At 46.8% G+C, this 25883-nt stretch carries 24 protein-coding genes; 18 read left to right on the forward strand and 6 right to left on the reverse strand.

Going from position 1 to position 25883, the window contains the following annotated elements; all coding sequences use genetic code 11:
• Positions 1 to 56 precede the first annotated feature (56 nt).
• The 4 genes from HP398_RS11730 to HP398_RS30925 all read left to right on the forward strand — a co-directional run bounded on the left by HP398_RS11730 (position 57) and on the right by HP398_RS30925 (position 3328).
• Positions 57 to 1271, forward strand: coding sequence for a NupC/NupG family nucleoside CNT transporter (locus HP398_RS11730; RefSeq protein ID WP_173622651.1), 1215 nt, complete (start codon positions 57 to 59; stop codon positions 1269 to 1271).
• A 144-nt stretch (positions 1272 to 1415) separates the two neighbouring features.
• Positions 1416 to 1994 (forward strand): GNAT family N-acetyltransferase, encoded by a 579-nt coding sequence (locus HP398_RS11735; RefSeq protein ID WP_173622652.1) that lies wholly within the window; start codon positions 1416 to 1418, stop codon positions 1992 to 1994.
• A 101-nt stretch (positions 1995 to 2095) separates the two neighbouring features.
• Positions 2096 to 2971, forward strand: coding sequence for a radical SAM/SPASM domain-containing protein (locus HP398_RS11740; protein ID WP_173622653.1), 876 nt, complete (start codon positions 2096 to 2098; stop codon positions 2969 to 2971).
• A gap of 72 nt (positions 2972 to 3043) precedes the next feature.
• A complete protein-coding gene (locus HP398_RS30925; protein WP_254476051.1) occupies positions 3044 to 3328 on the forward strand; it encodes a hypothetical protein in 285 nt (94 codons plus the stop codon).
• 228 nt (positions 3329 to 3556) lie between these two features.
• Here HP398_RS30925 and HP398_RS11750 read toward each other — a convergent pair whose 3' ends face one another.
• The 4 genes from HP398_RS11750 to HP398_RS11765 all read right to left on the reverse strand — a co-directional run bounded on the left by HP398_RS11750 (position 3557) and on the right by HP398_RS11765 (position 7376).
• The gene (locus HP398_RS11750) at positions 3557 to 4411 is read right to left on the reverse strand and encodes a copper amine oxidase N-terminal domain-containing protein (RefSeq protein WP_173622654.1); all 855 of its coding nucleotides are present in this window, start codon (positions 4409 to 4411) and stop codon (positions 3557 to 3559) included.
• 95 nt (positions 4412 to 4506) lie between these two features.
• Positions 4507 to 5811 carry an MFS transporter gene (locus tag HP398_RS11755; protein WP_173622655.1) on the reverse strand — a complete coding sequence of 435 codons (1305 nt, stop codon included), beginning with the start codon at positions 5809 to 5811 and terminating at the stop codon, positions 4507 to 4509.
• A gap of 22 nt (positions 5812 to 5833) precedes the next feature.
• The gene (locus tag HP398_RS11760; RefSeq protein WP_173622656.1) at positions 5834 to 6445 is read right to left on the reverse strand and encodes a TetR/AcrR family transcriptional regulator; all 612 of its coding nucleotides are present in this window, start codon (positions 6443 to 6445) and stop codon (positions 5834 to 5836) included.
• 145 nt (positions 6446 to 6590) lie between these two features.
• A complete protein-coding gene (locus HP398_RS11765) occupies positions 6591 to 7376 on the reverse strand; it encodes a class I SAM-dependent methyltransferase (protein WP_106833837.1) in 786 nt (261 codons plus the stop codon).
• Positions 7377 to 7644: 268 nt separating this feature from the next.
• Here HP398_RS11765 and HP398_RS11770 point away from each other — a divergent pair, with 268 nt between their 5' ends.
• The 8 genes from HP398_RS11770 to HP398_RS11805 all read left to right on the forward strand — a co-directional run bounded on the left by HP398_RS11770 (position 7645) and on the right by HP398_RS11805 (position 17732).
• Positions 7645 to 8346: a response regulator transcription factor gene (locus HP398_RS11770; RefSeq protein ID WP_017249877.1), complete on the forward strand. Its 702-nt coding sequence runs from the start codon at positions 7645 to 7647 to the stop codon at positions 8344 to 8346.
• Positions 8347 to 8362: 16 nt separating this feature from the next.
• Positions 8363 to 9478, forward strand: coding sequence for a sensor histidine kinase (locus HP398_RS11775; RefSeq protein WP_173622657.1), 1116 nt, complete (start codon positions 8363 to 8365; stop codon positions 9476 to 9478).
• A 118-nt stretch (positions 9479 to 9596) separates the two neighbouring features.
• Positions 9597 to 10535, forward strand: coding sequence for an ABC transporter ATP-binding protein (locus tag HP398_RS11780; RefSeq protein WP_173622658.1), 939 nt, complete (start codon positions 9597 to 9599; stop codon positions 10533 to 10535).
• Positions 10536 to 10550: 15 nt separating this feature from the next.
• Entirely contained in the window at positions 10551 to 11681 is a 1131-nt protein-coding gene (locus HP398_RS11785) for an ABC transporter permease (RefSeq protein WP_173622659.1), read from the forward strand.
• Entirely contained in the window at positions 11678 to 12826 is a 1149-nt protein-coding gene (locus HP398_RS11790; protein ID WP_173622660.1) for an ABC transporter permease, read from the forward strand. The genes HP398_RS11785 and HP398_RS11790 overlap by 4 nt, the downstream gene beginning before the upstream one ends.
• A gap of 58 nt (positions 12827 to 12884) precedes the next feature.
• Positions 12885 to 16049 carry a hybrid sensor histidine kinase/response regulator gene (locus HP398_RS11795; RefSeq protein WP_173622661.1) on the forward strand — a complete coding sequence of 1055 codons (3165 nt, stop codon included), beginning with the start codon at positions 12885 to 12887 and terminating at the stop codon, positions 16047 to 16049.
• Between the two features lie 519 nt (positions 16050 to 16568).
• A complete protein-coding gene (locus HP398_RS11800; protein WP_017249883.1) occupies positions 16569 to 17186 on the forward strand; it encodes a TetR/AcrR family transcriptional regulator in 618 nt (205 codons plus the stop codon).
• A gap of 12 nt (positions 17187 to 17198) precedes the next feature.
• The gene (locus tag HP398_RS11805) at positions 17199 to 17732 is read left to right on the forward strand and encodes a GNAT family N-acetyltransferase (RefSeq protein WP_173622662.1); all 534 of its coding nucleotides are present in this window, start codon (positions 17199 to 17201) and stop codon (positions 17730 to 17732) included.
• 55 nt (positions 17733 to 17787) lie between these two features.
• On the opposite strand, the gene HP398_RS11810 is transcribed toward HP398_RS11805, so the two are convergent.
• Together HP398_RS11810 and HP398_RS11815 are read right to left on the reverse strand one after the other, a co-directional pair.
• Positions 17788 to 19524 (reverse strand): DUF4179 domain-containing protein, encoded by a 1737-nt coding sequence (locus tag HP398_RS11810; protein WP_173622663.1) that lies wholly within the window; start codon positions 19522 to 19524, stop codon positions 17788 to 17790.
• Positions 19521 to 20078, reverse strand: a complete 558-nt coding sequence (locus HP398_RS11815; protein ID WP_173622664.1) for an RNA polymerase sigma factor — start codon at positions 20076 to 20078, stop codon at positions 19521 to 19523. Before HP398_RS11815 ends, HP398_RS11810 begins: the two co-directional genes overlap by 4 nt.
• A gap of 264 nt (positions 20079 to 20342) precedes the next feature.
• Between HP398_RS11815 and HP398_RS11820 the strand changes: the two genes are divergently transcribed.
• The 6 genes from HP398_RS11820 (at position 20343) to HP398_RS11845 (ending at position 25870) form a co-directional block, all read left to right on the forward strand.
• A complete protein-coding gene (locus HP398_RS11820; RefSeq protein ID WP_173622665.1) occupies positions 20343 to 21098 on the forward strand; it encodes a metallophosphoesterase family protein in 756 nt (251 codons plus the stop codon).
• A 129-nt stretch (positions 21099 to 21227) separates the two neighbouring features.
• Positions 21228 to 22211 carry a polysaccharide biosynthesis protein gene (locus HP398_RS11825; RefSeq protein WP_173622666.1) on the forward strand — a complete coding sequence of 328 codons (984 nt, stop codon included), beginning with the start codon at positions 21228 to 21230 and terminating at the stop codon, positions 22209 to 22211.
• On the forward strand, positions 22208 to 23290 hold the full coding sequence (locus HP398_RS11830; protein WP_173622667.1) for an undecaprenyldiphospho-muramoylpentapeptide beta-N-acetylglucosaminyltransferase: 1083 nt from the start codon (positions 22208 to 22210) through the stop codon (positions 23288 to 23290). Before HP398_RS11825 ends, HP398_RS11830 begins: the two co-directional genes overlap by 4 nt.
• Positions 23268 to 23915 (forward strand): response regulator transcription factor, encoded by a 648-nt coding sequence (locus HP398_RS11835; RefSeq protein ID WP_173622668.1) that lies wholly within the window; start codon positions 23268 to 23270, stop codon positions 23913 to 23915. Before HP398_RS11830 ends, HP398_RS11835 begins: the two co-directional genes overlap by 23 nt.
• Before the next feature lies 1 nt (position 23916).
• Positions 23917 to 25320: a sensor histidine kinase gene (locus HP398_RS11840; protein WP_254476052.1), complete on the forward strand. Its 1404-nt coding sequence runs from the start codon at positions 23917 to 23919 to the stop codon at positions 25318 to 25320.
• Positions 25262 to 25870: a pentapeptide repeat-containing protein gene (locus tag HP398_RS11845; protein WP_173622670.1), complete on the forward strand. Its 609-nt coding sequence runs from the start codon at positions 25262 to 25264 to the stop codon at positions 25868 to 25870. Before HP398_RS11840 ends, HP398_RS11845 begins: the two co-directional genes overlap by 59 nt.
• The last annotated feature ends 13 nt before the right edge of the window (positions 25871 to 25883 follow it).

Below are 25883 nucleotides of genomic sequence, written 5' to 3' on the forward strand. Positions count from 1 at the left end.
ACAAAGCAAATCATCTTAGATATCGACACAGCTGGCGATAAGGAAAGGATATGTTCATGCAATACATTTGGGGAGTTCTCGGCATCCTGGGAATTTTTTTGATAGCCTTTGCGTTTTCGAAAAATCGGAGAGCGATCAATCCGAGAACGGTCATTGGTGCGTTTTCGATTCAGTTTATTTTTGCTTTGATCGTACTGAAATGGGATTTTGGGAAAAAGCTTCTGGAGTACTTGGCGTCGATTGTTCAAAGCATGATTGATTCGACGAATGCCGGAATTCAGTTCTTGTTTGGCGGGATACTCGGTGCACAGAACGCAGGCTTTACGTTTGCCCTGCAAGTATTGCCAATCATTATCTTCTTCTCTTCCTTGATTTCGGTTCTGTATTATCTCGGAATCATGCAGTGGGCGACGAAAATCATCGGTGGATTTTTGTCTCGTGTGCTCAAAACGAGCGAGACCGAATCCATGTCAGCCTCTGCAAATATTTTCTTGGGTCCGATTGAGGCGCCACTTGTCGTAAGGCCTTATATTGAGAAAATGACCAAGTCCGAGCTGTTTGCTGTCATGACAGGCGGACTGGCGTGCGTTTCGGGTTCGGTTATCGGTGGGTATGCGATGCTTGGTGTTCCGATTGAATATTTGCTAGCCGCAGCATTCATGGGAGCGCCGGGTGGTCTGTTGCTTGCGAAAATGATGATGCCGGAGACAGAACAGCCACACAGAGTGGAACATGTGGAAGTAATGAAAGATACGGAGTCCAGAAACGTCATTGACGCGGCAGCTCGTGGAGCTTCGGACGGGCTAAAAGTAGCTGCTGGTGTCGGTGCGCTTTTGCTAGCATTTATCTCGTTGATTTTCTTGCTGAACTCGATTATTGGCTGGCTTGGCGGGTTAGTGGGAATAGAAGCGTTGACGCTCGAGCATATTTTAGGCTACCTGTTCGCGCCGATTGCCTTTATGATCGGGGTTCCATGGGAGGAAGCGCTAAAAGCTGGTTCTTTCATCGGGCAAAAGATTGTCCTCAACGAATTTGTCGCGTACACGGCTTTTGCACCTGAGATCGTGAATTTGTCGCAAAAAAGCGTTGTGATCATCAGCTTCGCCCTTTGCGGCTTTGCCAATTTGGCTGCGCTGGCTATGGTCATTGGCGGTTTGGGCGGCTTTGCTCCGTCAAGAAGATCAGACCTTGCGGAGATGGGCTTACGTGCAGTAGTTGCGGCAACCTTGGCGAATCTGTTGAGCGCAGCGATTGCGGGGATGCTCATTTAGATGAATTAGTAGTACTACTCGCTTTTTGATGCAGGTATGGAGGCATGCTTCCATACCTTTTTTCTATGGGGTGGATAAGGAGGAAAAAGAGTTATGTTGGAAAAATTAAGAAGTTAGGTAATCTCAAAAGATGGAGCTGAAATTATGAACGTTGACGTACTTTTTAACCAGTTTCCCATTTTAAAATCAGATCGTTTCACTTTGAAGAAAATCGAAGAGCAGCATTTGGACGAAGTATTTGAAATCTATAGCAATGATCATGTATTTGCCTACTGCGGCATTATCCCCAAGCATAATAAAGCGACAGTGAAAAACATGATCGGGCATTTTGAGAGAGACTATTTGAAAAAATCGAGGATCAAATGGGGGATATTCACCAATGATAACTCCGATCACTTGCTTGGTATTATGGAAGCTTTCGACTTTCATCAAAAGGTAAACATGGTGACGATTGGCTACTTCTTGTCCGAAGCGCATTGGGGAAAAGGGATTACGACGGAAGCGGTAAACATATTGCTCCACTTTTTGTTCATGGATGTCAACGTCAACCGAATACAGGCGGAAGTGATGCCTCCGAATGAGAACTCCAAGAAAGTATTGATGAAGAATGGCTTTATGAAAGAAGGAACACTCAGACAAGCAACGCTATGGTCGGGAAAAGGAATCGTGGATGTAGAGATTTATGGAATGCTAAAAGAGGACTATGAAAAAGGAAAGGGATGAATGTTGCCCATTCACCAGAATACACCGTTACCCGTAAAAGCCCTCCTATGTTACTATGATGGGTATGATCAATCATAGGCATCTGGAATGGGGAAAACATCTTGAAAACATTTAAGAAAGTCTATATAGAAATCACCAGTGTTTGTAATCTCGCCTGTACCTTTTGTCCGCCAACAGAGCGCAGTAAAAGTTTTATTAAAGTAGAAGACTTTGCGAAAAGGCTGGATGAGATCAAACCGCACACCGATTACATTTATTTGCACGTCAAAGGGGAACCGCTTCTCCATCCCAAAATTGATGAGCTGCTCGATATCAGTCATGAGAAAGGCTTCAAGGTCAATATCACCACAAATGGTACGCTGATCGCGAAAAATCGGCATAAATTGCTGGGCAAGCCTGCGCTCCGGCAAATGAACTTCTCGCTTCACAGCTTTGACGGACATATCGGCTCAACCGACCGCGAAGGGTATTTGCGCGAGATTCTTTCCTTTGTTCGGGAAGCTCGGGAGCATCAAGTGATTTTTTCTTTCCGTCTGTGGAACTTGACGCAGGATAACGCCACGAACATTCAAAAGAGTAGAAACCGCCAGACGCTTGAAGTGATTGAAAAAGAATTTGGGCTGGACTATCGAATTGAAGAAAAAGTAATGCCGGGCAGCGGGGTAAAAATCGATGACCGCGTTTATTTGAACCAAGATTACGAATTCCAGTGGCCGAGTCTGACAGCGCCTGAGGATGATGGAAAAGGCTTTTGCCATGGTCTGCGCACACAGGCGGCGATTCTCGAGAATGGAACGGTTGTGCCTTGCTGTCTCGATGGAGAAGGGGTTATTAATCTAGGGAATATCAATCAGACCTCTTTCACTGATATTGTGGATGGCGAGCGGGCCAATGATCTGGTAGAAGGATTTTCTCGCAGGGAAGCTGTCGAGGAATTATGCAGAAGATGTGGGTACCGCCAGAGGTTTGGAGCGTAGCAAAAGCAAAACGTCCGAGTCAAATGATTCGGACGTTTCTTCATTATTAGAAGGACACTACTATCAACGGCGGTGACGGCGACAACGGAAGAAACAGAAACGACAGCGGCGACGACGGCGACGGAAGAAGGAACAAAAACGGCAGCGACGACGACGACGACGGCGGCGACAACCACAGCCACAACGATCATGGTCACTGTCAAAATCTTCGTCCACGTCTCTATCGAAATCCCTTTCTATGTCTGTGTCACAATCTTTTTCAATCTCGTGTTTTTTTTCTCGATCATTACAACCACAAGACATACATCCACCTCCTTAGCGTTCATACAATATTTTATGAATGCCGCTTGGACATGACTGGACGAACTATAGGGGAAATAAGCTTGTTTTCAGTCGCGGAAAAGTGGCGAATGCTGCTATCCTTCCACAAAGTCATGGGCAAAAGTGATGGTAAAACGCAAAAAAGATAGCAGATCCCATAGCTAAAAGAGCTAATGAGAACCACTATCTTTTTTTCTAGGCCATATGAGCCAGGGTAGACGAAAGGTAAAAAGCCCTCAGCTATGTGAGGGCTTGTAGCCTGTATTACTTTGCAGATGTATCGCTGGAGTCTGTATCTTGGTCGGATTCTTTAGCGGCTTGAATGTCGTCAATGATAACGATTTTGCCTTCTTCTTGCCATTTTACTTCCGCGTTCAGCTGTTCACTGATGAAGCGCAGAGGCAGGAATACACGTCCATTTTTCAGTACAGGTGCAGTGTCCAGAGAAATAGTTTTTCCGTCTACAGTTGCTTCTTTTTTATCGAGGTACAGCGTGATAGATTTTTCGCCACGCGAAATTTCGACGGTACGAGTCTCTGGCTTCCAGTTCACTTCCGCTTTCAATGCGGAGCTGATGGCACGCACAGGCACTAAAGCTCTTCCACCTTGTACAAACGGTGCCACATCCGCATTTACCTGTTTTCCATCTACGAATGCTTTCACTTCTGTCGAGCCAGTATTCTCAAGGAGTTCTCCAAGCTTTTTGAATGGTGTGTGATCTCCTTTTTGGTACGTGCGCTGAAGAAGCTCAAGCTGTACGTCCAAAGCTCCCTGTTTGTCAGTGGTTTTTTCCAGTTCAGCTACCAGCTGCTCGTATTCCTTTATTTGATCTTCCGTGATTTCAGCCGTATGCTTGAGCTCTTGGCGAAGCTCGATCAGCTGTTTTTTCAATTTTACGTCTTTGATGTTGGTATCTGTGCTAGCTTCGGTTGAGTCCTCATCGTCGGTATCGGTATCAGATTCTTTGACAGAAGTTTCTTTTGATTTATCTTTTGCTTCTGCCTTTACTTCGGGCTTGCCGTTCCCATTTCCTTTGCTCTCCTGGTCAGCAGCCAGAGCAGCAGGTACACTTGTTGCGAGTAGAATAGCAACCAACGAAGTAGATATCGCTTTTTTCATTTGAATCTTCCTCCTTCTAGGTGTAAGTCTCATGAACTCGACATTCCAGACGGAGGAAAATATGAATATGTTGCATAGGTTTTGAGAAAATATTTTTATTTGTACGAGTGGTTACCTTTCAGTGTCATTCCTTCCAAATCCCGTATCTTCCTCACACGCCCGATTACGATTCCCAGTAGCGTCACAAGTACGCCAGAGAGAACAAACAGAAAACCAATCCCCCTGCCAGGCCCCGTTCCGATGATGTGCCCGACCGTTTGCCCAAGCAATTGATCTGCATCAAACAACGGATTGAATACATGATCCGCCAAAAATCCTGCCGATCCAAATGCCAGTACGAACCCGATTTGTGAAATAGCCGTGATCATCGACCATACTCTGCCTTGCCGTTCATTCTCGACATTCGTCCGGATGAGAACCTCGAGGCTCGTGTTTACAAAGGGAAGCGTGATGAAAAAGAGGAAGCCAAAAACCATAATCAGCCAAACGGAGGTGAACACACCCATCAGGGCATAAAACAACCCAGCAAGTACGAGGGAGAAGGACAGCATGATCACCTTGCTCTTACTCATACCGAAAAGACCGATCAAAAGGCTACTGACGAGCATGCCCGATGCAGATGCAGAGAGAGCAATACCGAGCGTCTTGGAATCAGTTAATGTCAGCATCATAGGCCCAAAAAGCGATTGCATCAGTCCGATGTAAAAGCACACGACGGACATTAACAAAACTAACGAGAAAACCCCTTTCTTTGAAAGGAGATAGCGGAAGGCTTCAGACATTTCGCGAAAAAAGCTTTGTCTTTCCTGTTTCTGCGGAGTGGCATCGTGTTTCATAATCATTAGCACGGCGCCGACAGCTAGAAGGAAGGTCATCATATCGATGAGTAAGACGAGCTGGATATCAAAAGCACTGAGAAGAAACCCTGCAACAAGTGGAGAAATAAGATATTGAGCGGAACTTGCCAGTTGGATGAGCCCGCTAGCCTGTGAGTACATCTCTTCCGAAACCAGATCGGATACGGCTGCTTTAAAGGCTGGGTTTAGGATGGCGGCAGAGATCGAGCTGATGCCGACCCCCAAATAGATGTGCCATAATTCCATACGCCCGGACAGCATGACAAGCAAGATGAACAAGATACCAGCTATGGAACCGAGATCGCCAATGATCATCATTTTTTTGCGGTCAAATCTGTCTGCCAGCACCCCGCTAAAGGGAAGTAAAAGGAAGGAGGGGAGAAAAGAGCAGAGAATGATGAACGAATAGCTCGTGGTAGATTGGGTCTGTTGAAAAACAAAGACACCCAAGGCAAAAGCGGTAAGTCCACTTCCGATAGCTGATAAAAGCTGCCCTGACCAAATGATCAGGAATCTACGAAAGGCTTTATCATGAGCGATCATTGTCTTTCCTCCTTTTCATCCATCACAGAAACGAGAAGGACCCCGGCGCAGCTCCTAGTGACCTTTCAATAATCACCTGCATGGCTTGTAATCGTTTTGTCTGCTCCTCGTGCTCCCAATGAAAAATGCCTGATTCCAACAAAAATTGCGAGCCAGCGAGGAGAAACTGAACGGTCTCCAAGGCATTTTCGACATGAAAGACATCTTCTTGATTTCCTTGTTCAATGACTTGTGCAAGGACAGGGGCAACTTTCAAGATAATGGCGATGTTCAGACGCTCGTGAAGCTCTCTGTTTTCAGGGCGATGCAAGCTTTCCATCCATTCGGCTTGCTTGTCGATGGGTTGGCTTTGACTGCGCAGCATCTGGCGAACCTTCTCCATGATACTTAAGGTAGAGTCATCTGCGATTTTTTTATATTCTTCGCAAAGTGTATCGACCATGGACTGGACAAATGCTTCGAGGATTTCTTCCTTCGATTTGAAGTAGTAATAAAAGGTTCCTTTCGCTACGCCCACCTTTTGAATGATCGCATCCACGGTTGTATGGACATAACCCTGATTTCGAAATAGCTCCCCGGCGGCTTCCAATATTTCTGCTCGCCGTGTTGTGGGGTCTTTTACGATTCTTTTCATCGGCGCCTCCTTCGATTGTCAGTAAGTGGTTGGATACAGATTACCATATGACTGACCGTCAGTCTATAAGCGCTTGAAAGAAAAGAGGAGGGTAAGTCTCCTCTGTTCGGTAGTAGGAATTTAGTAAGATGATGGCAAACGTTCGTTATAATTTCTCGGCGATAATCGTGAAGGTTTTCGGGATTCCTTTGTCAAAGACTTCTGAGGAAAGGTTCGGGAGCTCTTCCAGCATTTTTAGGCACAGCCCTTTGCTTGCAATGGCCGTTACAATTTCCCCTAATGTCCAATTGCGTAACAATACTTTTGATTCAGTGTCATTCATCCCGTTCGAAAGGAATTTGGAGAAAGCAATGTCCTTTTCCTCAAGTGAGGTATCGAAATAATCGCCTGTTACTTTATGTTTGCGGATAGTAGCAGTCGTTCCGCGTGAGGAGATGAGCTTTGTGGATACCGGATGGAAATCTTGGAGGACGAGCACGCCGCCTTTACGCAGGAGCGAGTTGACCACCTGGAATAATTCGGTTAAGTCCAAAAAGTAATGAAGAATACCGAATTCCATAAAAACGAGATCATACTCACCAGACAATGCATCTGGAGGTAGCTGCAATACATCCGAAACGATGTAAGTCAGGTCAACGTCGGCAGCTGCAGCCAGTTCTTTGGCGTACTGCTCATTCTCATAAGAGAAATCGGCGATGGTCACGTCGGCACCTAGCAAGGCAAGCGCAACGGCTTTGTTTCCATTTGAACCGAGTAAATTGATAATCTTTTTGCCGCGAATATCCCCCATGTGCTCATATACTTTACCGATTCGCTTTTGGGGGTCTTCTTTAATTTTGACCGCTGCCTCAACAGGTGTTCCAAAGCGCTTCAGCCACGCTTGATATGCCCCAGTGTTCCAAGCCGTTTTATTTAGTTGTGCTGTTTCCACAAATTCCCCTCCATAGAGTATTCCATTCAAAAAATTGGCCCAGGTATGTTGGTTACGAGGGCTCAGGTAATTTATGATACTGACACAGCTCATTCGTGTCTATATCTTTTCGAAGTGTTAATTTTTCCATGTGTGACGTGAAAGTGAGAACAATTGGTGGCGAGATTCTACAATTGTGAAGCAAAGCGGGACAGTGGTAATATTGGGAAAAATAGATACGTCCGCTCTTTATGCGGTCGAGGGTTTGTTCGACAGGAGGCAAGCTGCTTTGAAAATCAAAGTGTTGATCGCAGACGACAATTCGTTTATACGCGAAGGCATGAAAATCATCCTGACGAGCTTCGAGGAGTTTGAAGTAGTCGGGAGTGTGGAGGATGGGGTCGAGGCGGTGACGTTTTGCAAACAGAACGAGGTAGACGTCGCGCTCTTGGACGTTCGGATGCCGAACATGAATGGAGTGGAAGCGACTCGTGTGCTGACTGCCGAGACTACGGTCAAACCGCTCATTTTGACCACATTCGACGATGACGAATTTGTCCTCGAAGCCATTCAAGCGGGGGCACGCGGTTATTTATTGAAAAACAATGATCCCAACCGCATTCGAGATGCCATTAAGAGCGTCTATAACAACCATCATGTGCTGCAGGATGTCGTCCTGGATAAGATCAAAATGAACCTGAATACAGGGAAGAACGCTACGGATACCGTGTCCGCTACCGCTCCTTCCAAAGCGAAAGCAGCCAACCCTACCGAAAGCAAAATCGATCAAAGCTTATTCACGGAACGGGAGCTCGATGTCATGAAGCAGATCGCCAAGGGACTATCGAACAAAGAAATCGCGAAGAAGCTGTATATTTCCGAGGGGACAGTTGCGAATTACATTACTTCCATCTTGAATAAAACAGCACTTGAACATCGTACGCAGATTGCCATCTATTATTTGACGGGCGAAACGAACATGTCTGATTGAAAGGAGGTCACAACCGATGGCGTTATGGACAATGGCGAATAAGACAGCGGTGCTTGGTTTTATCATCGTGACTTCTTTTCTTGCTCATCCCACTTCTGAAGTTGACCCGTGGCAAACTCTCGTGTACTTGTTGTATCTGGCTATCAATCTTACTATTCTCATTTTGAAACAGATGAATCATAAGCAATGGTTTGTTTGGCTATCCATCATGTTTGTGATAGCGAGTGGACTCGTGCTGGATCCGTTGTTTATGCTGCTCTTGCCAATCAACGTTTTAGAGCTAGCTTTTTTGGCAGGTAAGCAGCGGGTGGTCGTATTTCTCTGTATGTTGTTGCCATTGTTCATGGTGCCATCTGAATGGGTGCCCTTGTATTTATTAACGGCCTTTCTTAGCTTTTTGCTGTATAGGTGTGGCAGCAGGCTAACGGACAAACTCGGCAGGTTAGAAGCTGAACGGGAGAAGCTGAGAGAGGATTTACAAAGCTTGACCCGCTCCTTAAACGAAAGCAGTGAATACTTCCGCCAGTCGACTTACACGATTCAACTGGAGGAGCGCAATCGCCTTTCTCAACAAATTCACGACGATGTGGGACATGCAGTTGCAGGTGCGCTGATACAAATGGAAGCGTCGCGACTGCTGATGGCGACTGATCAGGACAAGGCATCCGAGCTGCTCCGCAATGCGATCACGATATCGAAGGAAGGGCTGGAGCGAATCAGAGTGACACTCAAGGAAGTAAAGCCACGGCCGGAGGAGCTGGGAATCAATCGACTCCGGTCGTTTGTCGATGAGCTGTCTGCCAGAGAGACAGTGACAGCCACGCTTACTTTTGCCGGGGACATTGACGTCATTACACCGCTTCAGTGGAAAATCATCCAGCAAAATGCAACGGAAGCGGTCACGAATGCACTCAAATATGCGAAGGCGACAGTGATTTCCCTAGAGGTACGGGTGCTGAATACATTCATAAAAGCAGTGGTCACAGACAATGGCGCCGGCGCAGAAAAGATTGTAAAAGGGCTTGGCATTCTCGGGATGGAGGAGAGAGCTGCTTCCGCTGGTGGAACAGTGATTGTAGACGGTACGCGAGGCTTTAGCGTGACCACACTGCTGCCTTATCGCAACGAATGAAAAAGATCATGAGAAACAACATGAGAATTCTCATGTGCCAAGGGATGAACTTATGCACTGACATAGGGGCATCCTTTTTTATTACAATGCAGACATAGCCACGAAGGGAGTGAGTGATGTGAGTCATGTATTGGAAATTCGTCAGCTAACGAAAAAATTCGGTGAGTTCGTCGCCGTCGACAATATGTCTCTGAATGTGCGTGAAGGAGAAATCTTTGGTTTCTTGGGGGCCAACGGAGCGGGAAAGAGCACGACCATCAACATGATCGCCTCCCTGTTGCGCGTAACAAAGGGTGAGATTACCCTGCTGGGAAAAAACATTGAGAAACACAGCAAATTCGCCAAAATGAACATCGGTATCGTACCACAAGATATCGCCATCTACGAGGATATGACTGCCTATGAAAACGTGAGGTTTTTTGCTGGCTTGTACGGACTGCGTGGATCACTGCTTCGCGAACGGACGGAAGAGGCGCTTGAATTCGTAGGTCTCGGTGACAAATCTACTAGCTTTCCCAAAAACTTCTCTGGCGGGATGAAGCGTCGGTTAAACATCGCTTGCGCCATTGCCCATCGGCCGAAGCTGATCATCATGGACGAACCTACTGTCGGGATTGACCCTCATTCGCGCAATTATATCTTGAATTCGGTACGCAAGCTCAACGACATGGGCTGCACGATCATTTATACGAGCCATTACATGGAGGAAGTCGAAGAAATCTGCACCCGTATTGCCATCGTTGATCATGGAAAAGTCATCGCGGAAGGATCGAAGGAGGAGCTAAAAGCGATTATTACCGACGCGAAGGAAATTTGGATTGGCGTCAGGGCAGATGAACCATTAAACCTCGAAGGTATTAAGGCGATTCCTGGTGTGAATGCAGTGCTTCAAGAAGAGAATACGATCAAAATCGTATCGAAAACGGAGATCAACAACCTTAACCGGATCATTCAACAATTAATCAAGGACCAGGTAGAAATCCGCTCCATTGAAGAGCAAGCACCGAATCTGGAGACTGTGTTCTTGACCTTAACCGGTCGAAACTTGCGAGACTAGAGGAGGGACTTTGCCATGAACATATGGAGTATCGCTGTAAAAGAAATCAAGTCCAGCCTTCGTGAAAAGAGAACGTTTATGTTTATGCTAGCACTTCCCATCATCTTGATGCTGATTTTAGGTTCCGCCCTTTCCAATGCATTCGATGATACGAGGACCGTAGGAGACATGCGCTTGCTGTATAAAAGCAACGGGACGAATGCGCAAATGTCTACGGCATGGAACACGTTTATAAAAGCATTGCGTGATAAAGGAGTGGAGGCCGCTCCAGTAAGTTCAGGCATGGACGGGCAGGAGGAAGTTCGCGCGGATCGCTATACGGGGTACGCAGTCGTCAGTGATACGGGGATTGAGTTTTATGGAAGCAGCAAGAATGCGATAGGAAGCAATATCCTTGCGGGGATGCTAACCGTTTTTGCAGATCGGTACTCGCTCGCATCTGCAGCTTATCAGATAGATCCCGAATCTGCTTCGGCAATCGTCAAGGGTACCGGACAGCGTAGTGATTTTATTCAGGAAACGGCCTTGCATGCAAATAAAAAACCGGGGGCAATCGACTATTACGCGATTGCGATGACGACCATGATTGCGCTCTACTCGATGTTTTCTGCGAGTTATTTGTTCACCAAGGAGCGTACGAACAAAACGTCCACACGATTAATGGCAGCACCTGTCAGCAAAGGTGCCATTTTTACTGGAAAAATAATCGGCAGTACGTTCGTCAATATGTTTTTCGTACTCGTCGTGTTCTTAGTCAGCAAGTTCGTATTCCAAGCAGATTGGGGTAACCACTACGGAATGGTTCTCCTCGTGCTTTTGACAGAGGTGTTGCTTGCAGTCAGCCTGGGTCTGGGGATTGGCTTTCTTTTCAAAGGGGAAGGAGTACGGGCAATCAACAATATTTTTACGCAAGTCGCCTCCTTTGTAGGCGGTGCCTATTTTCCCGTTGATCAATCAGCTGGTCTCTTCAGCCTCTTGTCCAAAGTCTCTCCCCTTCACTGGGCGAATACAGGTCTGATGCAAATCATCTACACAGACAATCCGAGAGGTGCATGGTTTGCGATTGCGATGAATGTGAGCATTGCCACGGCGTTCATCATCTTTTCTGTTATCACGATGCGCAGACGGGAGGGTGCTTTTGTATGAGTGAGATGCTATGGCTAATTCGGAAAACCCTGATGGAGACGTTTCGCAGTAAAAAAAGCTGGTTTACTTACTTGGGGTTGCCGATCTTAGGTGTTCTGTTATCTCTTACTCTTTACAGCAATGGAGGCAGCGGTACGATCCATGTCGGAATCATCAATCAGGATGGGGACCAGGTGATCACGAAGGACACGATCCGGTTTATCGAGAGATTGAATCATATCAAGGTCACAGTCATCGATGAACAAACGATGCGTGAACAAATCGTTTCTGGTGAGCTGGATAGCGGAATTGTTTTCGAGTCAGGGTATGCTGCTAGTGTTCGAAAAGGGGCGCCAGCACACTTGAATATGGTATCAGTAAAAGGTGAACAGGTTACTGCCTACGTGAAGGCCATGCTGCACAGTTATATTGGCAATCTTGCCGCGATTGGAAAAGCGACACAAGCGGATGAGGCTAAGTTCACGAAGCTGTATACGGCATACCACGAGCAAAGCTACAAGCTCAATACCGTAGAGCTTCCAGACACCTCGAACGTGACGCGTATGACGAATCAATCGATTGGTTTCCTCATTATGTTCATGATGTTTTCAGCGGTGAACATGTCGGAGATCATTTTAAAAGAAAAAGAAAATCGCACCTTTTTGCGACTGCTTTCTTCGCCGATGTCGGCTAGATCCTATGTATTCTCGAATATTATCGTCAGCATGTTTATTTTGCTGCTGCAAATCATCGTGACCTTGCTCGTCATGAAAAACGTCTTCGGCATAGATGCAGGCGTCTCGTACAGTCAAATGATTCTGCCGCTGTTCGTGTTCGCGCTGGGGGCAATCGCACTTTCTCTGATGACCGTTGCCTTTGCGAAGAGTAGAGCAGGTGCCGGAGCGATTTCCAACCTGATCATTGTACCGACGTGCCTCCTGGCTGGCTGCTTCTTTCCCATGGAAATCATGCCGGACACGGTGCGCAAAATTTCAACATTCTTGCCCCAGCATTGGTTGCTCGATACGGTGAATAAGCTTCAACAAGGGTATAGTTTGGGGAGCTTGTATTTGAACTTAGCTATTTTGCTCGCATTCGCGACGGTTTTTGCCTTGATCGCCATTTATCGGTTTGGGCGGAATAACGATAGCAGACAGTTTGTGTGAGAAAATAGGACTAGGTGAACTGTAATTTGACAAGGGATAATTCGAATCGTGTCGAAAGATGCTTACTATGATAAAGCAAAGCATCCGTAAACGGAGTCATTCAAATGCACTCATAAGTAAGCATCTTGTGATTCTTCTCTTGTTTTTAACATTTCTTCTAGGTCTTCGATCGTTCTGGATTTCGTTTCATGCGTTTCCAGAGCATCCGCCTGTTGTTCAAGGGGTTCTTGATATGCGCGGGTGGGACTTTGAAAATTCCTCGTCTATTTCATTGGATGGGGAATGGGAGTTTTTTCCTGGTTCTTTGATCACGCATGAAGAAGTCAAGCAATCATCGAGTTACGAACAACAATACATTCAAGTGCCTGGCAATTGGAGCAGCGCTTTTTCCAGAGACTCTCCGTCAACGTATGGTTATGGAACATACCGTTTACGGATTTTGGTCGATCAACCGCTAAATCAGCCATACACCTTATGGGTTCCGCAAGTGGACGCATCTTCCACCGTAGAGGTTAACGGACAGATATTAGCCAGAGTCGGAGTGCCTGCGACAACAGCGGAAGATTACACACCGCTGAAGCAATCCTTCACGGCTACGTACATTGCAGGTGATGCAAAGGTCATTGAAGTGCTCGTCCGAACGGCTAACTTTCATAATCCAATCGAAGGGGGCATCGTCAGATCGATTTACTTCGGGTCGCAGGCCGCTGTTGACTCCGAACGTTGGTATTCTATCGGCTTCCAGATGACAACCTTCCTCATCTTGTTGCTACATGGTTTGTATGCAGGCATCCTCTACATATTGAATGCCCGTCACAAAGAGTTTCTGGTGTTTTTGCTGTTGCTTTCCTGCGTGGGGATAAAGACTGTGTCCGATTATGACAATCTGCTGTTACTTTGGCTCCCGATCGATTATACATGGGCGGTGAAGGTGGAGGTGCTCGCCTACATATGGCAGCCTTTGCTGATGATATTATTGGTCAGAAGTTTATCTGAACAGGGAGAGAAAGAAGACTCCAAGCCGTTCAGGGCATATCTTTCCGTGCTCAGTCTTTATTCGGCAGTCATCATACTGGGAACGGCACAATGGGTGTATATTTTAGCTGGAACGCCATTTTTGGTCATTCTTTATTTCGGTCCGTTGTTGCTATTTGTGTTCAGGATCAACCGCATGCTCATGCAAAACAAGCATGATGCTGTGTTTTTGCTAATTGCTGCTACGAGTATTTTTTCCAATGTTATATGGTCCGCACTCATGGAATATAAAATCATCGATATCAAGTACGTGTATTATCCGCTCGACCTGATTGCTGCGCTTGTCAGCTTTTCTGCCTATTGGTTCAAGCGATTCTTTCGCAATTCAGCGGAAAAGGCACAGTTAACGGAGCAATTGAAAGAAGCCGACAAGCTCAAAGACCAGTTTCTCGCCCATACCTCTCACGAACTGAGAACGCCATTGCACGGCATCATGAATATCGCCCAGACTGTCGTGAACAATGAAAGGCATGTCATGGGCGGTCGCAGCACGCAGGATATGGAGCTCTTAATCACGATTAGCCGCAGAATGTCGCATTTACTGGACGATTTGCTAGATGTCGTACGGTTGCAGGACAAGCATATCCTGTTGCAGAAGAAGCCGTTGCATATTCAATCGGTCGTTTCCGGCATCATCAGCATGCTCACCTACCTGGTAGAAGGCAAGCCTGTTCAACTGAAAATGGACATACCAGAGTCTATCCCGCCAATCTTGGCAGATGAGAAGCGGCTAGTCCAGATTCTGTTCAATCTTGTTCACAATGCACTGAAATTCACAGAAGAAGGATCTGTCGTCGTTTCTGCTGAGATCGTGGACGGACAGGTGGCGATCTATGTATCCGATACAGGAATCGGGATGGATGAGCAGACCAAGGCACGTATATTTTTGCCGTATGAGCAGGGAGCGCAAGCAACGAACGATGGGGGAGGAATCGGCCTCGGTCTTGCTATTTGTACACAGCTGGTAGATCTGCATGATAGCGAACTGAGAGTCGACTCTGAACCGGGCAAAGGTTCGGTATTTAGCTTCTGGCTGCCCGTGGTTAGTACAGATGAGATGAAGGCAGCAGAGAGCCAATATGTGGAGCAGATGGATAAGAACAATCAAGTGACGGCTAGCAACCAGATGAGGCATAGTGAAGCCCCAGATATCTTGGCTTTTCAGCAAACGGCTGCGCATGCATCTGTTGACAGAAAGGCGAACATATTAGCGATCGATGACGACCCGGTTAACCTAAGGGTGCTGGATCGAATGCTCTCATCCTCGCATTACCAAATCACTACGTGCACATCGCCAAGAGACGCGCTCGATCTGCTTTTTACAGAGCAGTGGGACTTGCTTATCATCGATGTCATGATGCCGCATATGTCGGGCTACGAGCTGACGCAAAAGGTACGGGAGCATTTCTCTGTTTCCGAGCTTCCGATCTTGCTCTTAACGGCGCGCAGCCAGTCTGAAGATGTATACACCGGGTATTTGTCTGGTGCGAATGACTATGTATGCAAACCAGTCGATGGCATGGAGCTGAAATATCGCGTCTGGTCGTTGACGACGCTCAAGCAAACAGTCGATGAACGATTGCGCATGGAGGCTGCCTACTTGCAGGCGCAGATTCACCCGCATTTCTTGTTCAACACACTTAGCTCGATTATGGCATTGAGTGACATTGATACGGAGAAGATGCGTAAACTCGGGGATGCGTTTACCGCCTTCTTGCACATCAGCTTCGACTTTTTGAATACAGGAAAACAAGTCACACTCTCCCATGAGCTAGAGCTCGTCCAAGCGTATCTTTACATTGAAAAGGAACGATTTGGCGAGCGGTTACAGATCGTGTGGGAAATTGAGCCAGATATCGATCTTCTCATCCCGCCACTGACCATTCAGCCTTTGGTGGAGAATGCAATTAACCATGGTCTTCTTACCCGAATAGAGGGAGGAACTCTTCATATCCGCATCGTCCGGCAAAAGAATGCCACTCTTTTTGAGGTGAAGGATGACGGTATTGGGATGGAGAAAGAGACTGTGCGTCAAATTCTCGACTTGTCGAAGAAGGAAAGAGGCGGAATCGGAGTATCCAACACGAATCGCAGACTGACGCAAATGTACGGGAAGGGCTTGCGCATCACGAGTAAGCCGGGTGAAGGAACAACGGTGTCGTTTGTCATACCGGATCGGACGCAATAGAGTGAGTTGCTGTTTTAGCACCCTGGATCACTGTTACTGGTGAAGCAGGGTGCTTTTTCGCGTTTTCTATACCTAGGAACGCCGTTCATCCGCCCCTACATTCTGCGGAATTACAATAATTGCAGTCATAGTCACCAAAACGATTACCATATATGGCACATCTACTGCAATGGTAACAACAAAAAGCCCCACTCGGATTATTCGGATTCAACTCATTACATTCATCTCTCAGATGATTACTTAGGTCTCTACGACGTTCCAGATAAGGTCCATATTGTACCAAACGTCCAAAGACTTTCTTGAGACCCTTCGACTTTTTTCTTTTCAAGAATGCCCCATCCTTTCATGACAATCTAACACAGAATATGCCATTATTTTTCCAATGATTGGACATGCGGCTATTCCCGTTGAAAGAAATCATGAGGAGTTGAAAAACGACATTAGTGTCGTTTATAATGATCTCACCAACAAAAACGACATCTATGTATATTTTGTTCGAAGGAGGTAGGCCCGAACCCCATGGCCCCAAAAGTAAGCGACGAATACAAAACCAAAAAGAAAATCGAACTGCTACAAGCGGCAAAACGTGTGTTCATCACAAAAGGCTATACACGGGCCACCATGCAAGACGTCATGGAAGAGGCTGGTGTATCGCGGGGAGCCTTGTACGCCTACTTTGATAACCTGGAGCACTTATATTTGGAGCTGCTGCAATTCGAAGATCAACAGGATGTACAGTTTTTCACACCGATTGCTGGCGAAACGTCTTGGCAGCAAGTCATCAAATGGGTCTCCAAACAGCAGGTCGAGATCGAGAAAATCGAACAAACACTATCCCAAGCCAACTCAGAGTTTTTCCTGTCACTGAAAGATCAGCAAAAGCAACAGAGCTATCCATACATCACGACTCGCTATGAAAAAATGGTGGATGTGTTGACGGCTTTCTTCGCGCATGGGACAGCGACAGGTGAGTTCAAGCCACAGCTACCACCTGAGGCGATTGCTCGCTATCTCATCTCGGTTATCGATGGATTGATGCTGGATACCGCGCATTTGGGCGCAGAGAAAACAAAGGTGCCCGAGCAGATGGAAGCATTGTTGTTTTCATTGAGAGCGATGCTGGGACCGACTCAATAAGGAGGGGGATGAATGTTGTTTCAATCAGAGAGAATTTATTTGAGAAAAATGACGGGGGAGGACGTGGACGTCTACCACACGTGGAGAAATGACGTAGAAGTCATGCGGACAACGAATCCGTCTATGGACGTCTATACATGGGAAGATACGAACGGGTTTGTGAACCAGGTCATTCTGCATGCAAGCTCCTCGAAGAGCTATATGATCCTAGACAGCCAAACCAATCGACCGATCGGGATTACCTCTCTCATCCAAATCGACCTGAAAAACCGCAATGCGGAGTGCATCATCGATATTGGGGGGAAGGAGTATTGGGGAAAGGGGTATGGACGAGAAGCGATGAAGCTGCTGCTGGATTATGCATTCTTGGAAATGAATCTGCATCGGGTATCGTTGCGTGTCTTTTCCTTTAACGAAAAAGCCATAAAGCTGTATGAGAGACTCGGATTCAAGCAGGAGGGGGTCTCGCGGCAGTTTTTGTTTCGAGAGGGAAAATGGCATGATATCGTCCATATGGGGATTTTGCAGCAGGAATATATCACTTGAAAAAAGGCTGGCGGTACGAAGGGTACCACCAGCCTTTTGCGTATGAAGATGTCTCTTATTTTCCGTCGTAAATCGGTACTTCCCACTCCACATTTTTGTGTTCAACCATGCGTTTCTCGGAAGTAATGATCAGTTGTTTAGGCAGGGATGTGAGGTTTTTCAAGAAGATGGAACCGCCAAAAATCGCCCGGCCATTTTCATACTCAGTCTTGTCGATCAAGTAGTCGGCGTCTTCGTACTTTTTCCCAGTCTCGTCCGTAATGGTCCAGTATGGATAGGGACCCATAGCGGCAGTATCTGGAGAGAGAGTTGCCTCGAATGTCAGGTGGTAGCCCTCCACTTTGGTGGTAGACCCATCGTCATTTACGCGGTGATACCCGTCATAGCCTTCAAAATCAACGACCGCGTTTGGATCCTTTTGATATTTTTTGAAAGTAAACTGATCTCCCTGGACTTCCGCTGTGATGACTTCTTTCTTCTCAAGGCGATCGGTGTCCAATTTCGCGTTAAGCTTAGCTGTTTCCTCTGTATATACAGACCCGAGCTTGAAGGTGAGGCTTTGGCTTTCGTCGATTGGTTGGAAGTAGTGGAAGTCTCTTGTTCCATTTTCAGTAGAGCGGGTATGATCCCATTTCAAATACGGGATGACATTGCTTTGTTTGCTGGCTTTACGGGTGACAGCATCGGAATCCCAAGCGGCGACAACTGTGCCCTTTTCATTGACTAGCTCGTAGCTGTATTCTTTTCGCTGGTTATCCGTATTCGAGCGATCTACGACCATTTCCATCCCACTCGGTGCAAACGTCATCTGTTTTACGTCCAGCTTGAGCCCTTGCGGAGTCGTGTATGTTTTGTTGATCTCATGTGTCTTCGTCGCGGCCTTTGCCTTTTTCATGTCAACAGGTACGGACAGCTTCCAGTTTCCTTTGATGTCGCCCAATTGTTTAATGTTGAACTCTACAATCAGCTCGTCCGGAATTTCACTGATATCAGCAAAGTAGCTGCGCAGCTCACGATTCAAGGACATGGTACCGGTATCTGTATACATAACATTGTGCCAATCTTCATCATTTGCAGATGACTCAACAGGCTTCAGTACGTTCCCTTGTTTGTCTTTGATTGTAATGACTTGCTCCTTCTTATCTCTTCTGATCATTTGGCTCAAAAAACCGTCCGTCGGCTTACCGTTCTTGTCTTTTAAAGAAGCTGCTATGCTAATACGCAGCGGGTCAGCGACCACTTCATGCACAGTAAAAGTGAGGCCTTGATCGGTCGTACTTACCTCAACGGACTGCGCGAATCCATTCTTGGCTGCTTGAGCAATTCCTTTGTCCGCTAGTTTTTGCAGGAAGCTATTGCTCACAAGTGCTACAGGATCAGCCTTGCCAATCGGGCTGTTCGTAAAAGCAGCATGGACATAACTGGCAAAGGTCGGGGAGACGAGCATTCCTCCCGAGACGACGATGGTTAATGCAGCGGCGGCAAGCGTCATTCTTTTCATGATCGTGATACTCCTTTGTTTCCACGCAGGTGGTTGGTGTGAAGGGATAACAGGGTTCAATACTCTCACGGGATGAGGGGAGAGCATCTGAATAATCTTTTGATCCATATTTGCTGAGAGGGAGTCTTCCCACATCGTTTCTTCCGTTTGGTGCAGCTCATCGATCCATTGTTCCAGCTGGTGCTGGCAGTGTGTGCAATGATCGAGATGACTTTCGATATTTCGTTTGTTCACTGGTGATAAACGATCTTCCATGTAGGCGATCAGCTGTCTTTGCGTAAGGCAATTCAAAGCGGGGTTCCCCCTTTTTTCTCCGGCTTACTTAGCTGGTCTCGCAGCTTTTTCCTGGCATAGGAAAGGCGCATTCTCACAGTATCTACGGACAAAGATAGTTTGTGGCCAATCTCTCGGTAGCTTAGGTGCTGGAGATAATGCAAAGCGAGAATCGTCCTGTGGTTCTTGTCCAGTGTCATCATCTGCTGTCGCAAAGCATGACGCTGTTCTTTTTCCAGATAATCTTCCTCCGGGATCGGACATTCGTCTTTGACCTCGACATCCATCTCCGTTACGGAAGGCATCCGCTTTCGTTTCCGCAGCTCGTCAATCCCGCGGTTGATCGCGATTCGATACAGCCAGGCAGAGAAGGAGTAGTTGGGTTTATAATCTGGCAGACTGTAGTACGCCTTGATAAAAACCTCCTGCACCATGTCTTCGGCATCATGAGAATGGTGGAGCGTGCGCCCAAGAATCGAACCGATTTTTCCCTTGTATTTATTGACGATCAGAGCATAAGCCTCTTTATTTCCTTGAAGAACCTCCGCAATGACCTCTCGATCGTCCTGCATGTTTGTTACCTCCTTGCAAAAAGGTGCTGCGCAGCTTTCCTTTTTGGTGTTCACTACTATAGACGAAAACGAGGGTGCCCCCCTCTCAAACTTTTTCATGAAATTTGAAAAATGGCATAGGAAGAGGATGCCTCTCTTCGTTTGCTAGAAGGGCATCCTCTTGATCTATCACGTATGCCGCCATCACTTAAATGGAGCAGGAAATCTACATAATTTTGCAGTAATACTATAAGCACAGATGCTTCGAATTTCGTAAAGGAGTATATGACTTTGAGCCAAAACAACCATTCCATCGCGGTGATCTCCGACATACACAGCAACGCCTATGCATTGGAAGCAGTGCTGCACGACATTGATTCCCGCGGTATTCAAACCATTGTGAATTTAGGCGACACTTTATTTGGACCGCTTGATCCGATCAAAACGGCAGAGCTCTTAATGGAGCGATCTACGATCATCCACATCATGGGTAATTGTGACAGATATTTACTGGAAGAGCAAATGGAGTCCATCACCTTCGAATACGTGAAGCCACTGCTTACACAAGAAATGCTCAGCTGGATCGGGTCCTTCCAAAAGCAGTGGACGTTTGACAATCTCTTGTTTTGCCACGGCACACCTTTTGCCGATGATGTGTACTTATTAGAGAATGTCGCTCCATATGGGATAGAAGACAAAAGCGCAAATGCCTTAATGATCGAGCTGACTGGCATTCAGCAGCAGGTCATTTTTTGCGGACACTCTCATGTGCCCAAATCTGTATGGCTGCCAGATGGCAAGCTCGTGGTAAACCCGGGAAGCGTGGGACTTCCAGCGTATTTTGAGGAAGCGCCGTACCCGCATTCGATGGAATCGAAGACGCCCCATGCCAAGTACGTCACGGTAAAACAACAAGGCGGCTCGTGGCTAGTCGAGCACGTATTGGTCCCGTATGATTTCGAGCAGGCAGCCAGAAAAGCAGAGGAAAACGGGCGCAGAGACTATGCCTATGCGATCCGAACGGGAAGAGCAGAGCTGTAAGGACAAAGTGACGTTAGAAATCCTTTCTGGCGTCATTTTTTCGTTTCTACGAAGATTTGTCATACTGGCGTAACATACGACCTCTACGATATTCATGTCAGTCACATGAATGCTTCGGAGGTACATCAGATGAAAAACAAAACCATTTTAATAACGGGTGGTACAGGCTCTTGGGGTTGGGAGCTCGTGAAGCAACTCCTGCCGCAGCAGCCAAAAGAAATCCGTATTTTTTCACGTAATGAAGCACTGCAAGTAGAAATGAGCCATCATTTTCAAGATAAACGACTGCGTTTTATGAATGGAGACATTCGGGATCAGGAGGAATTGATGCAGGCGTGCCAGCAGGCCGATTATGTGTATCATCTTGCGGCATTGAAGCATGTCCCGGTTTGCGAAAACCAACCGTATATTGCCTTCAAAACAAACGTGATCGGCACGCAAAATGTCATCGAGGCGGCCATTGCCAACGGTGTACAAAAGGTCATCTACGTCTCCACAGACAAGGCCTCCAATCCTTCCAGTACGTATGGGATGACCAAGGCGATTGGGGAACGACTGATCATTCAGGCCAACACGCGGGATGTTAGTACCCGGTTTGTTTGTGTGCGAAGCGGCAATGTTTTGGGATCGACAGGCAGTGTGATCCCCCTTTTCAAAAACCAATTGCAACAAGGATTGGATCTTGGGGTGACAGATGGGGAAATGACGAGATTTTTCTTGAGTCTGGAAGAGGCGATCCACCTGCTCTTTACGGCTACGCATAATAGTCTGGGCGGAGAAACCTTTGTATTGAAAATGCCCTCTTGCCGGATCATGGATATAGCGGAGGTCCTCAGAGAAGAGGCGGGAGCACAGGGCAGCCGTATTGTCACCATCGGGATGCGCCCAGGTGAAAAGCGATATGAAATGCTCGTATCCGAGATGGAAAGCGACAGAACGATTGATTTGAACGACCAATACTTTGTCATCCTGCCTGCTTTTCCACAAGAAGAGCTGCAAGCGTATTACACTGCATATCCGAGGGTCGACTTTTCCAGCTTCCATTCCGAGTCGATGGTCATGACCAAGGAAGAGACCAGAGCAATGCTGCGGGCAGGAGGTTTCCTGGCATGAAAAACATTTTGTTTACAGGCGGCGGTTCTGCAGGGCACGTAACAGGCAATCTCGTCATGATCCCTAAATGCTTGCAAGAAGGCTGGAATGTTCACTATATCGGCTCAGAGACAGGAATAGAAAAACAGCTCGTAGAAGCACAAAAAACAGTACAGTATCACAGTATCTCGACTGGAAAGCTGCGGAGGTACTTCTCATGGAAAAACGTAACGGATGTTCTCCAGGTGCTCCGTGGCATCTTTCAAGCCTATTTCTTGATACGGCAGATAAAGCCGGATGTCGTGTACTCACTGGGTGGCTTCGTCTCGGTTCCCGTCGTGCTCGGCGCCCGCATGAACAAGATCAGAACCATCATTCATGAGCCAGACGTGCATATGGGGCTTGCCAATAGGCTTTGCCTGCCTTTTGCAGATTCAGTATGCACGACATTTGCGGAAACAAAGAGAAAGCTGAACACCGAAAAAGCGATCCATGTCGGGCCGCTCATCAAGGAGTCGCTCAAGGATGGCAAGCGTCTGCGTGGAATGACCGCCTGCGGGTTTCATGAAAAGCAGCCCGTGCTGTTGATTATGGGAGGGAGTCAAGGGGCCGAGACGATCAACCGTGTTGTTCGCGAGGCACTGCCAAATTTGCTGTCCCAATTCCAAATCATTCACATATGTGGGCAAGGAAAGGTCGATTATTCTGTTCATTACCCGGGCTATAAGCAGTATGATTTCGTAGGAGAGGAATTGGCTGATTTATTGGCAGCTGCCGATGTGGTTGTATCCCGGGCTGGTTCCAATGCGATTTCTGAATTGCTCGCCTTGCAAAAGCCGATGCTTCTCCTCCCGCATACGAACGGGGGTGCACGTACAGGTCAACTCGTGAACGCCCAAAACTTTCAAGCTGCGGGTTACGCAGATGTACTTTTACAGGAACAGATGACGACACAGAGGTTTGTGGCGAGAATCCTTGCCCTGTACAAAAATCGCGAGACTTATCTGGCGAAAATGAGGAAAAATAAGGATGAAAGAGCAGTCGACAAGGTGTGGGCATTGCTAAAAGGAGCTGCACATGAACATTTTGATCGCGGATGATGAAGAATACATGGTCAAAATCGTGAAAGCCTACTTCGAAAAAGAAGGCTTCACTACATATACCGCCAAAAATGGGCAAGAAGCGCTCAATATGGTGTACAACGAACAAATCGACCTGGCGATCCTAGACTGGATGATGCCTCAAGTAAGTGGCATCGAGGTATGTAAGGAAATCAAGGCAAATAGTACCGTAAAAGTCTTGATGCTTACAGCCAAAGGGGAAATCGATGACGAGCTTTACGCCTTGCAAGCGGGAGCCGACGATTACGTGCGAAAGCCGTTTGACCCGAGAATCTTGTTAGTGCGTGCCAAAAAGATGCTGCATCTGGATGGGCAGTACACGTTTGGACAGATCAAGGTAGATTTGGAGGCGCAAAAAATATACCACGCTGGACGAGACCTGCATGTGACCAACAAGGAATTCCAGCTCATGAAGTACTTTGTGCAGCATGAAGGGAAAGTATTGACGCGAAAAGCCTTACTCGACCATGTGTGGGGATTTGATTATTTCGGTGAGGAAAGAACCGTGGACACCCATATTCGTCGTTTGCGAGAGAAGATCGGCGATAACTGGATAAAAACACATCGAGGGATGGGGTACAGTTTTGAAAATCCGGATAAATAAGATGGGGCGGCGGCTGTTTGTGCAGATTGCCATTGTGGTTGCTGTCGTGTACGTCTTGTCTTTTCTCATTAACACGTTCTTTTTGCCGAAGTATTTTTTGTATGAGAAGAAAAATACGTTGTCCGCGATTACTTCCCAGATGGAAGAATTCACGGCAGATGCTCTGCAAAAAGAGATCGAACGGCTTGAAAATGAATATCGCGTCACGATTGTGTATGCCTCATATACGGGAAACAACGATGATTTGAACGAAGCTCTGCACGCGCTTTTTGCCCAAAAAAGATTACCGCTCAGCAAGTTTTGGGTCACGGAGGAGACTGTTGCTTCCTTACAGGATGGCGAATACGTAAACAAGCTGTATATGCAAGAAAAATTGAAATCGAATGTACTCGTCCGGTTCATGATGAAGGAGCGAGTGGTTTTCGCGATCAGTGAATCGGTTGCGTATTCCAGTGATACGATTCGCATTGTGAATCAGTTCAATACGTATATTTTTCTGGGGGCGTTGCTCTTGACCGTTGTCGTGGGCGGGATGTTTGCCAAACGGATGATTGACCCACTCGCACAGCTGAAGGATACAGCGGAGGAGATTTCCAATCTGCGTTTTCAAAAAGCAGACATTCGGACGGGCGATGAGATAGAGGAATTGGCCCAGAGTATTAACCGGATGAGTGACAAGCTCCAACGCGCTCACGAAGAGCTGGAAGCGAGAAACCGGAATCTGCGTACGTTTATTTCGGATATTTCTCATGAGTTAAAAACGCCACTGGCTCTAATTAAGGCGTATACAGCGGGTATCAGGGATGGCCTGGATGACGGAACCTTTCTGACCGTCATTGAAAAGCAGACAGACGGTATCGCGGAGTTGGTCAATAAGCTGCTGGAATTGTCCCGCTACCAAACAGACCAATATTCGTTTACGGCCGTCTCTCTTCATGCAGTGCTGGAACAAACCTTGGAGAAATACCAGCTGCTTATCCAGCAGGAAGCAATCCAGCTCACGATCCAAAAGGAATCGGATGCGGATGATTGTGTGTGGGCTGATCGTGACAAGCTGGAAATGGTGCTCGGTAATCTGTTTGGCAATGCTGTCACGTACACGACAAATGGACGCATTGATATTTCGATCAGACAGACGGGGGATACCGTCGTTTTTTCGATCAAAAATGGGGTCGGACGTATAGATGCCGCGCAATTGAAGCAAATTTGGGAGCCATTTTATGTGATCGAGCAGTCTCGTAGCAAACAGCTTAGCGGAACGGGACTAGGACTATCCATCGTCAAAGCCGTGCTGGACAAACATCAGGCTCATTATGATGTGCAGATAGAAGGGGAGGAGATTGTGTTTGCTTTTACCTTGCAGGGTTGTTCTGAAGCAATTAGATTTGCACAAGCAATGGATTGATTCGATTGGGGAAACGGGTGAGAGATTAGTCGTTGATGAAGTAGACTTTCGCTCCATAGACGTAGCAGAGTACCCTTTGGACCAATCTCGTTTGATCGCCAGTACTTTTGACGGAATGAATCTAAAGGATAAAGATTTTTATGCGGCACATCTGTTTTCCTCTACCTTTCAATCAGCGAATTTGGAAAATGCCATTTTCACCAAAAGCGAGGCAGACTATGCAGATTTTACAGGTGCCAATTTGCAACGGGCGACCTTCGTCAAAAGCTCTTGCTTCGAAACTGTGTTTGCCCGAGCAGACTTACGGCATGCAAAGCTAGTGAACGCGCTCTTTTCTCAAGCCGACTTTCGTGATGCCAATTTGGAAGGTGTAGATATCAGTGTTTCCTGGTTCCAAGAAGTATTGTTTCAAGGAGCACAACTAAAAGGGGTAACAGGTATAGAAGAAGCTTTTATCAAAAGCATAAATATCGGTACCTTGGAGCAGCCAGTCATTCTTGCAGAGGAGGAAGCGAGAGAGTGGCTCATACAGCAAATCCATACACCATGAAAAAAGGAAGAGG

Origin of the sequence: Brevibacillus sp. HB1.4B (assembly GCF_013284285.1) — a bacterium.
GTDB lineage: Bacteria > Bacillota > Bacilli > Brevibacillales > Brevibacillaceae > Brevibacillus > Brevibacillus porteri.

Excerpts from the sequence above, each read along its gene's own strand:
- HP398_RS11750 (WP_173622654.1), bottom strand. The coding sequence starts at position 4,411 with ATGAAAAAAGCGATATCTACTTCGTTGGTTGCTATTCTACTCGCAACA.
- HP398_RS11835 (WP_173622668.1), top strand. The coding sequence starts at position 23,268 with ATGAACATTTTGATCGCGGATGATGAAGAATACATGGTCAAAATCGTG.
- HP398_RS11815 (WP_173622664.1), bottom strand. The coding sequence starts at position 20,078 with ATGCAGGACGATCGAGAGGTCATTGCGGAGGTTCTTCAAGGAAATAAA.
- HP398_RS11755 (WP_173622655.1), bottom strand. The coding sequence starts at position 5,811 with ATGATCGCTCATGATAAAGCCTTTCGTAGATTCCTGATCATTTGGTCA.
- HP398_RS11785 (WP_173622659.1), top strand. The coding sequence starts at position 10,551 with ATGAACATATGGAGTATCGCTGTAAAAGAAATCAAGTCCAGCCTTCGT.
- HP398_RS11795 (WP_173622661.1), top strand. The coding sequence starts at position 12,885 with ATGCTTACTATGATAAAGCAAAGCATCCGTAAACGGAGTCATTCAAAT.
- HP398_RS11840 (WP_254476052.1), top strand. The coding sequence starts at position 23,917 with ATGGGGCGGCGGCTGTTTGTGCAGATTGCCATTGTGGTTGCTGTCGTG.
- HP398_RS11730 (WP_173622651.1), top strand. The coding sequence starts at position 57 with ATGCAATACATTTGGGGAGTTCTCGGCATCCTGGGAATTTTTTTGATA.
- HP398_RS11735 (WP_173622652.1), top strand. The coding sequence starts at position 1,416 with ATGAACGTTGACGTACTTTTTAACCAGTTTCCCATTTTAAAATCAGAT.
- HP398_RS11800 (WP_017249883.1), top strand. The coding sequence starts at position 16,569 with ATGGCCCCAAAAGTAAGCGACGAATACAAAACCAAAAAGAAAATCGAA.
- HP398_RS11775 (WP_173622657.1), top strand. The coding sequence starts at position 8,363 with ATGGCGTTATGGACAATGGCGAATAAGACAGCGGTGCTTGGTTTTATC.
- HP398_RS11820 (WP_173622665.1), top strand. The coding sequence starts at position 20,343 with ATGACTTTGAGCCAAAACAACCATTCCATCGCGGTGATCTCCGACATA.
- HP398_RS11790 (WP_173622660.1), top strand. The coding sequence starts at position 11,678 with ATGAGTGAGATGCTATGGCTAATTCGGAAAACCCTGATGGAGACGTTT.
- HP398_RS11760 (WP_173622656.1), bottom strand. The coding sequence starts at position 6,445 with ATGAAAAGAATCGTAAAAGACCCCACAACACGGCGAGCAGAAATATTG.
- HP398_RS11825 (WP_173622666.1), top strand. The coding sequence starts at position 21,228 with ATGAAAAACAAAACCATTTTAATAACGGGTGGTACAGGCTCTTGGGGT.
- HP398_RS11830 (WP_173622667.1), top strand. The coding sequence starts at position 22,208 with ATGAAAAACATTTTGTTTACAGGCGGCGGTTCTGCAGGGCACGTAACA.
- HP398_RS11805 (WP_173622662.1), top strand. The coding sequence starts at position 17,199 with ATGTTGTTTCAATCAGAGAGAATTTATTTGAGAAAAATGACGGGGGAG.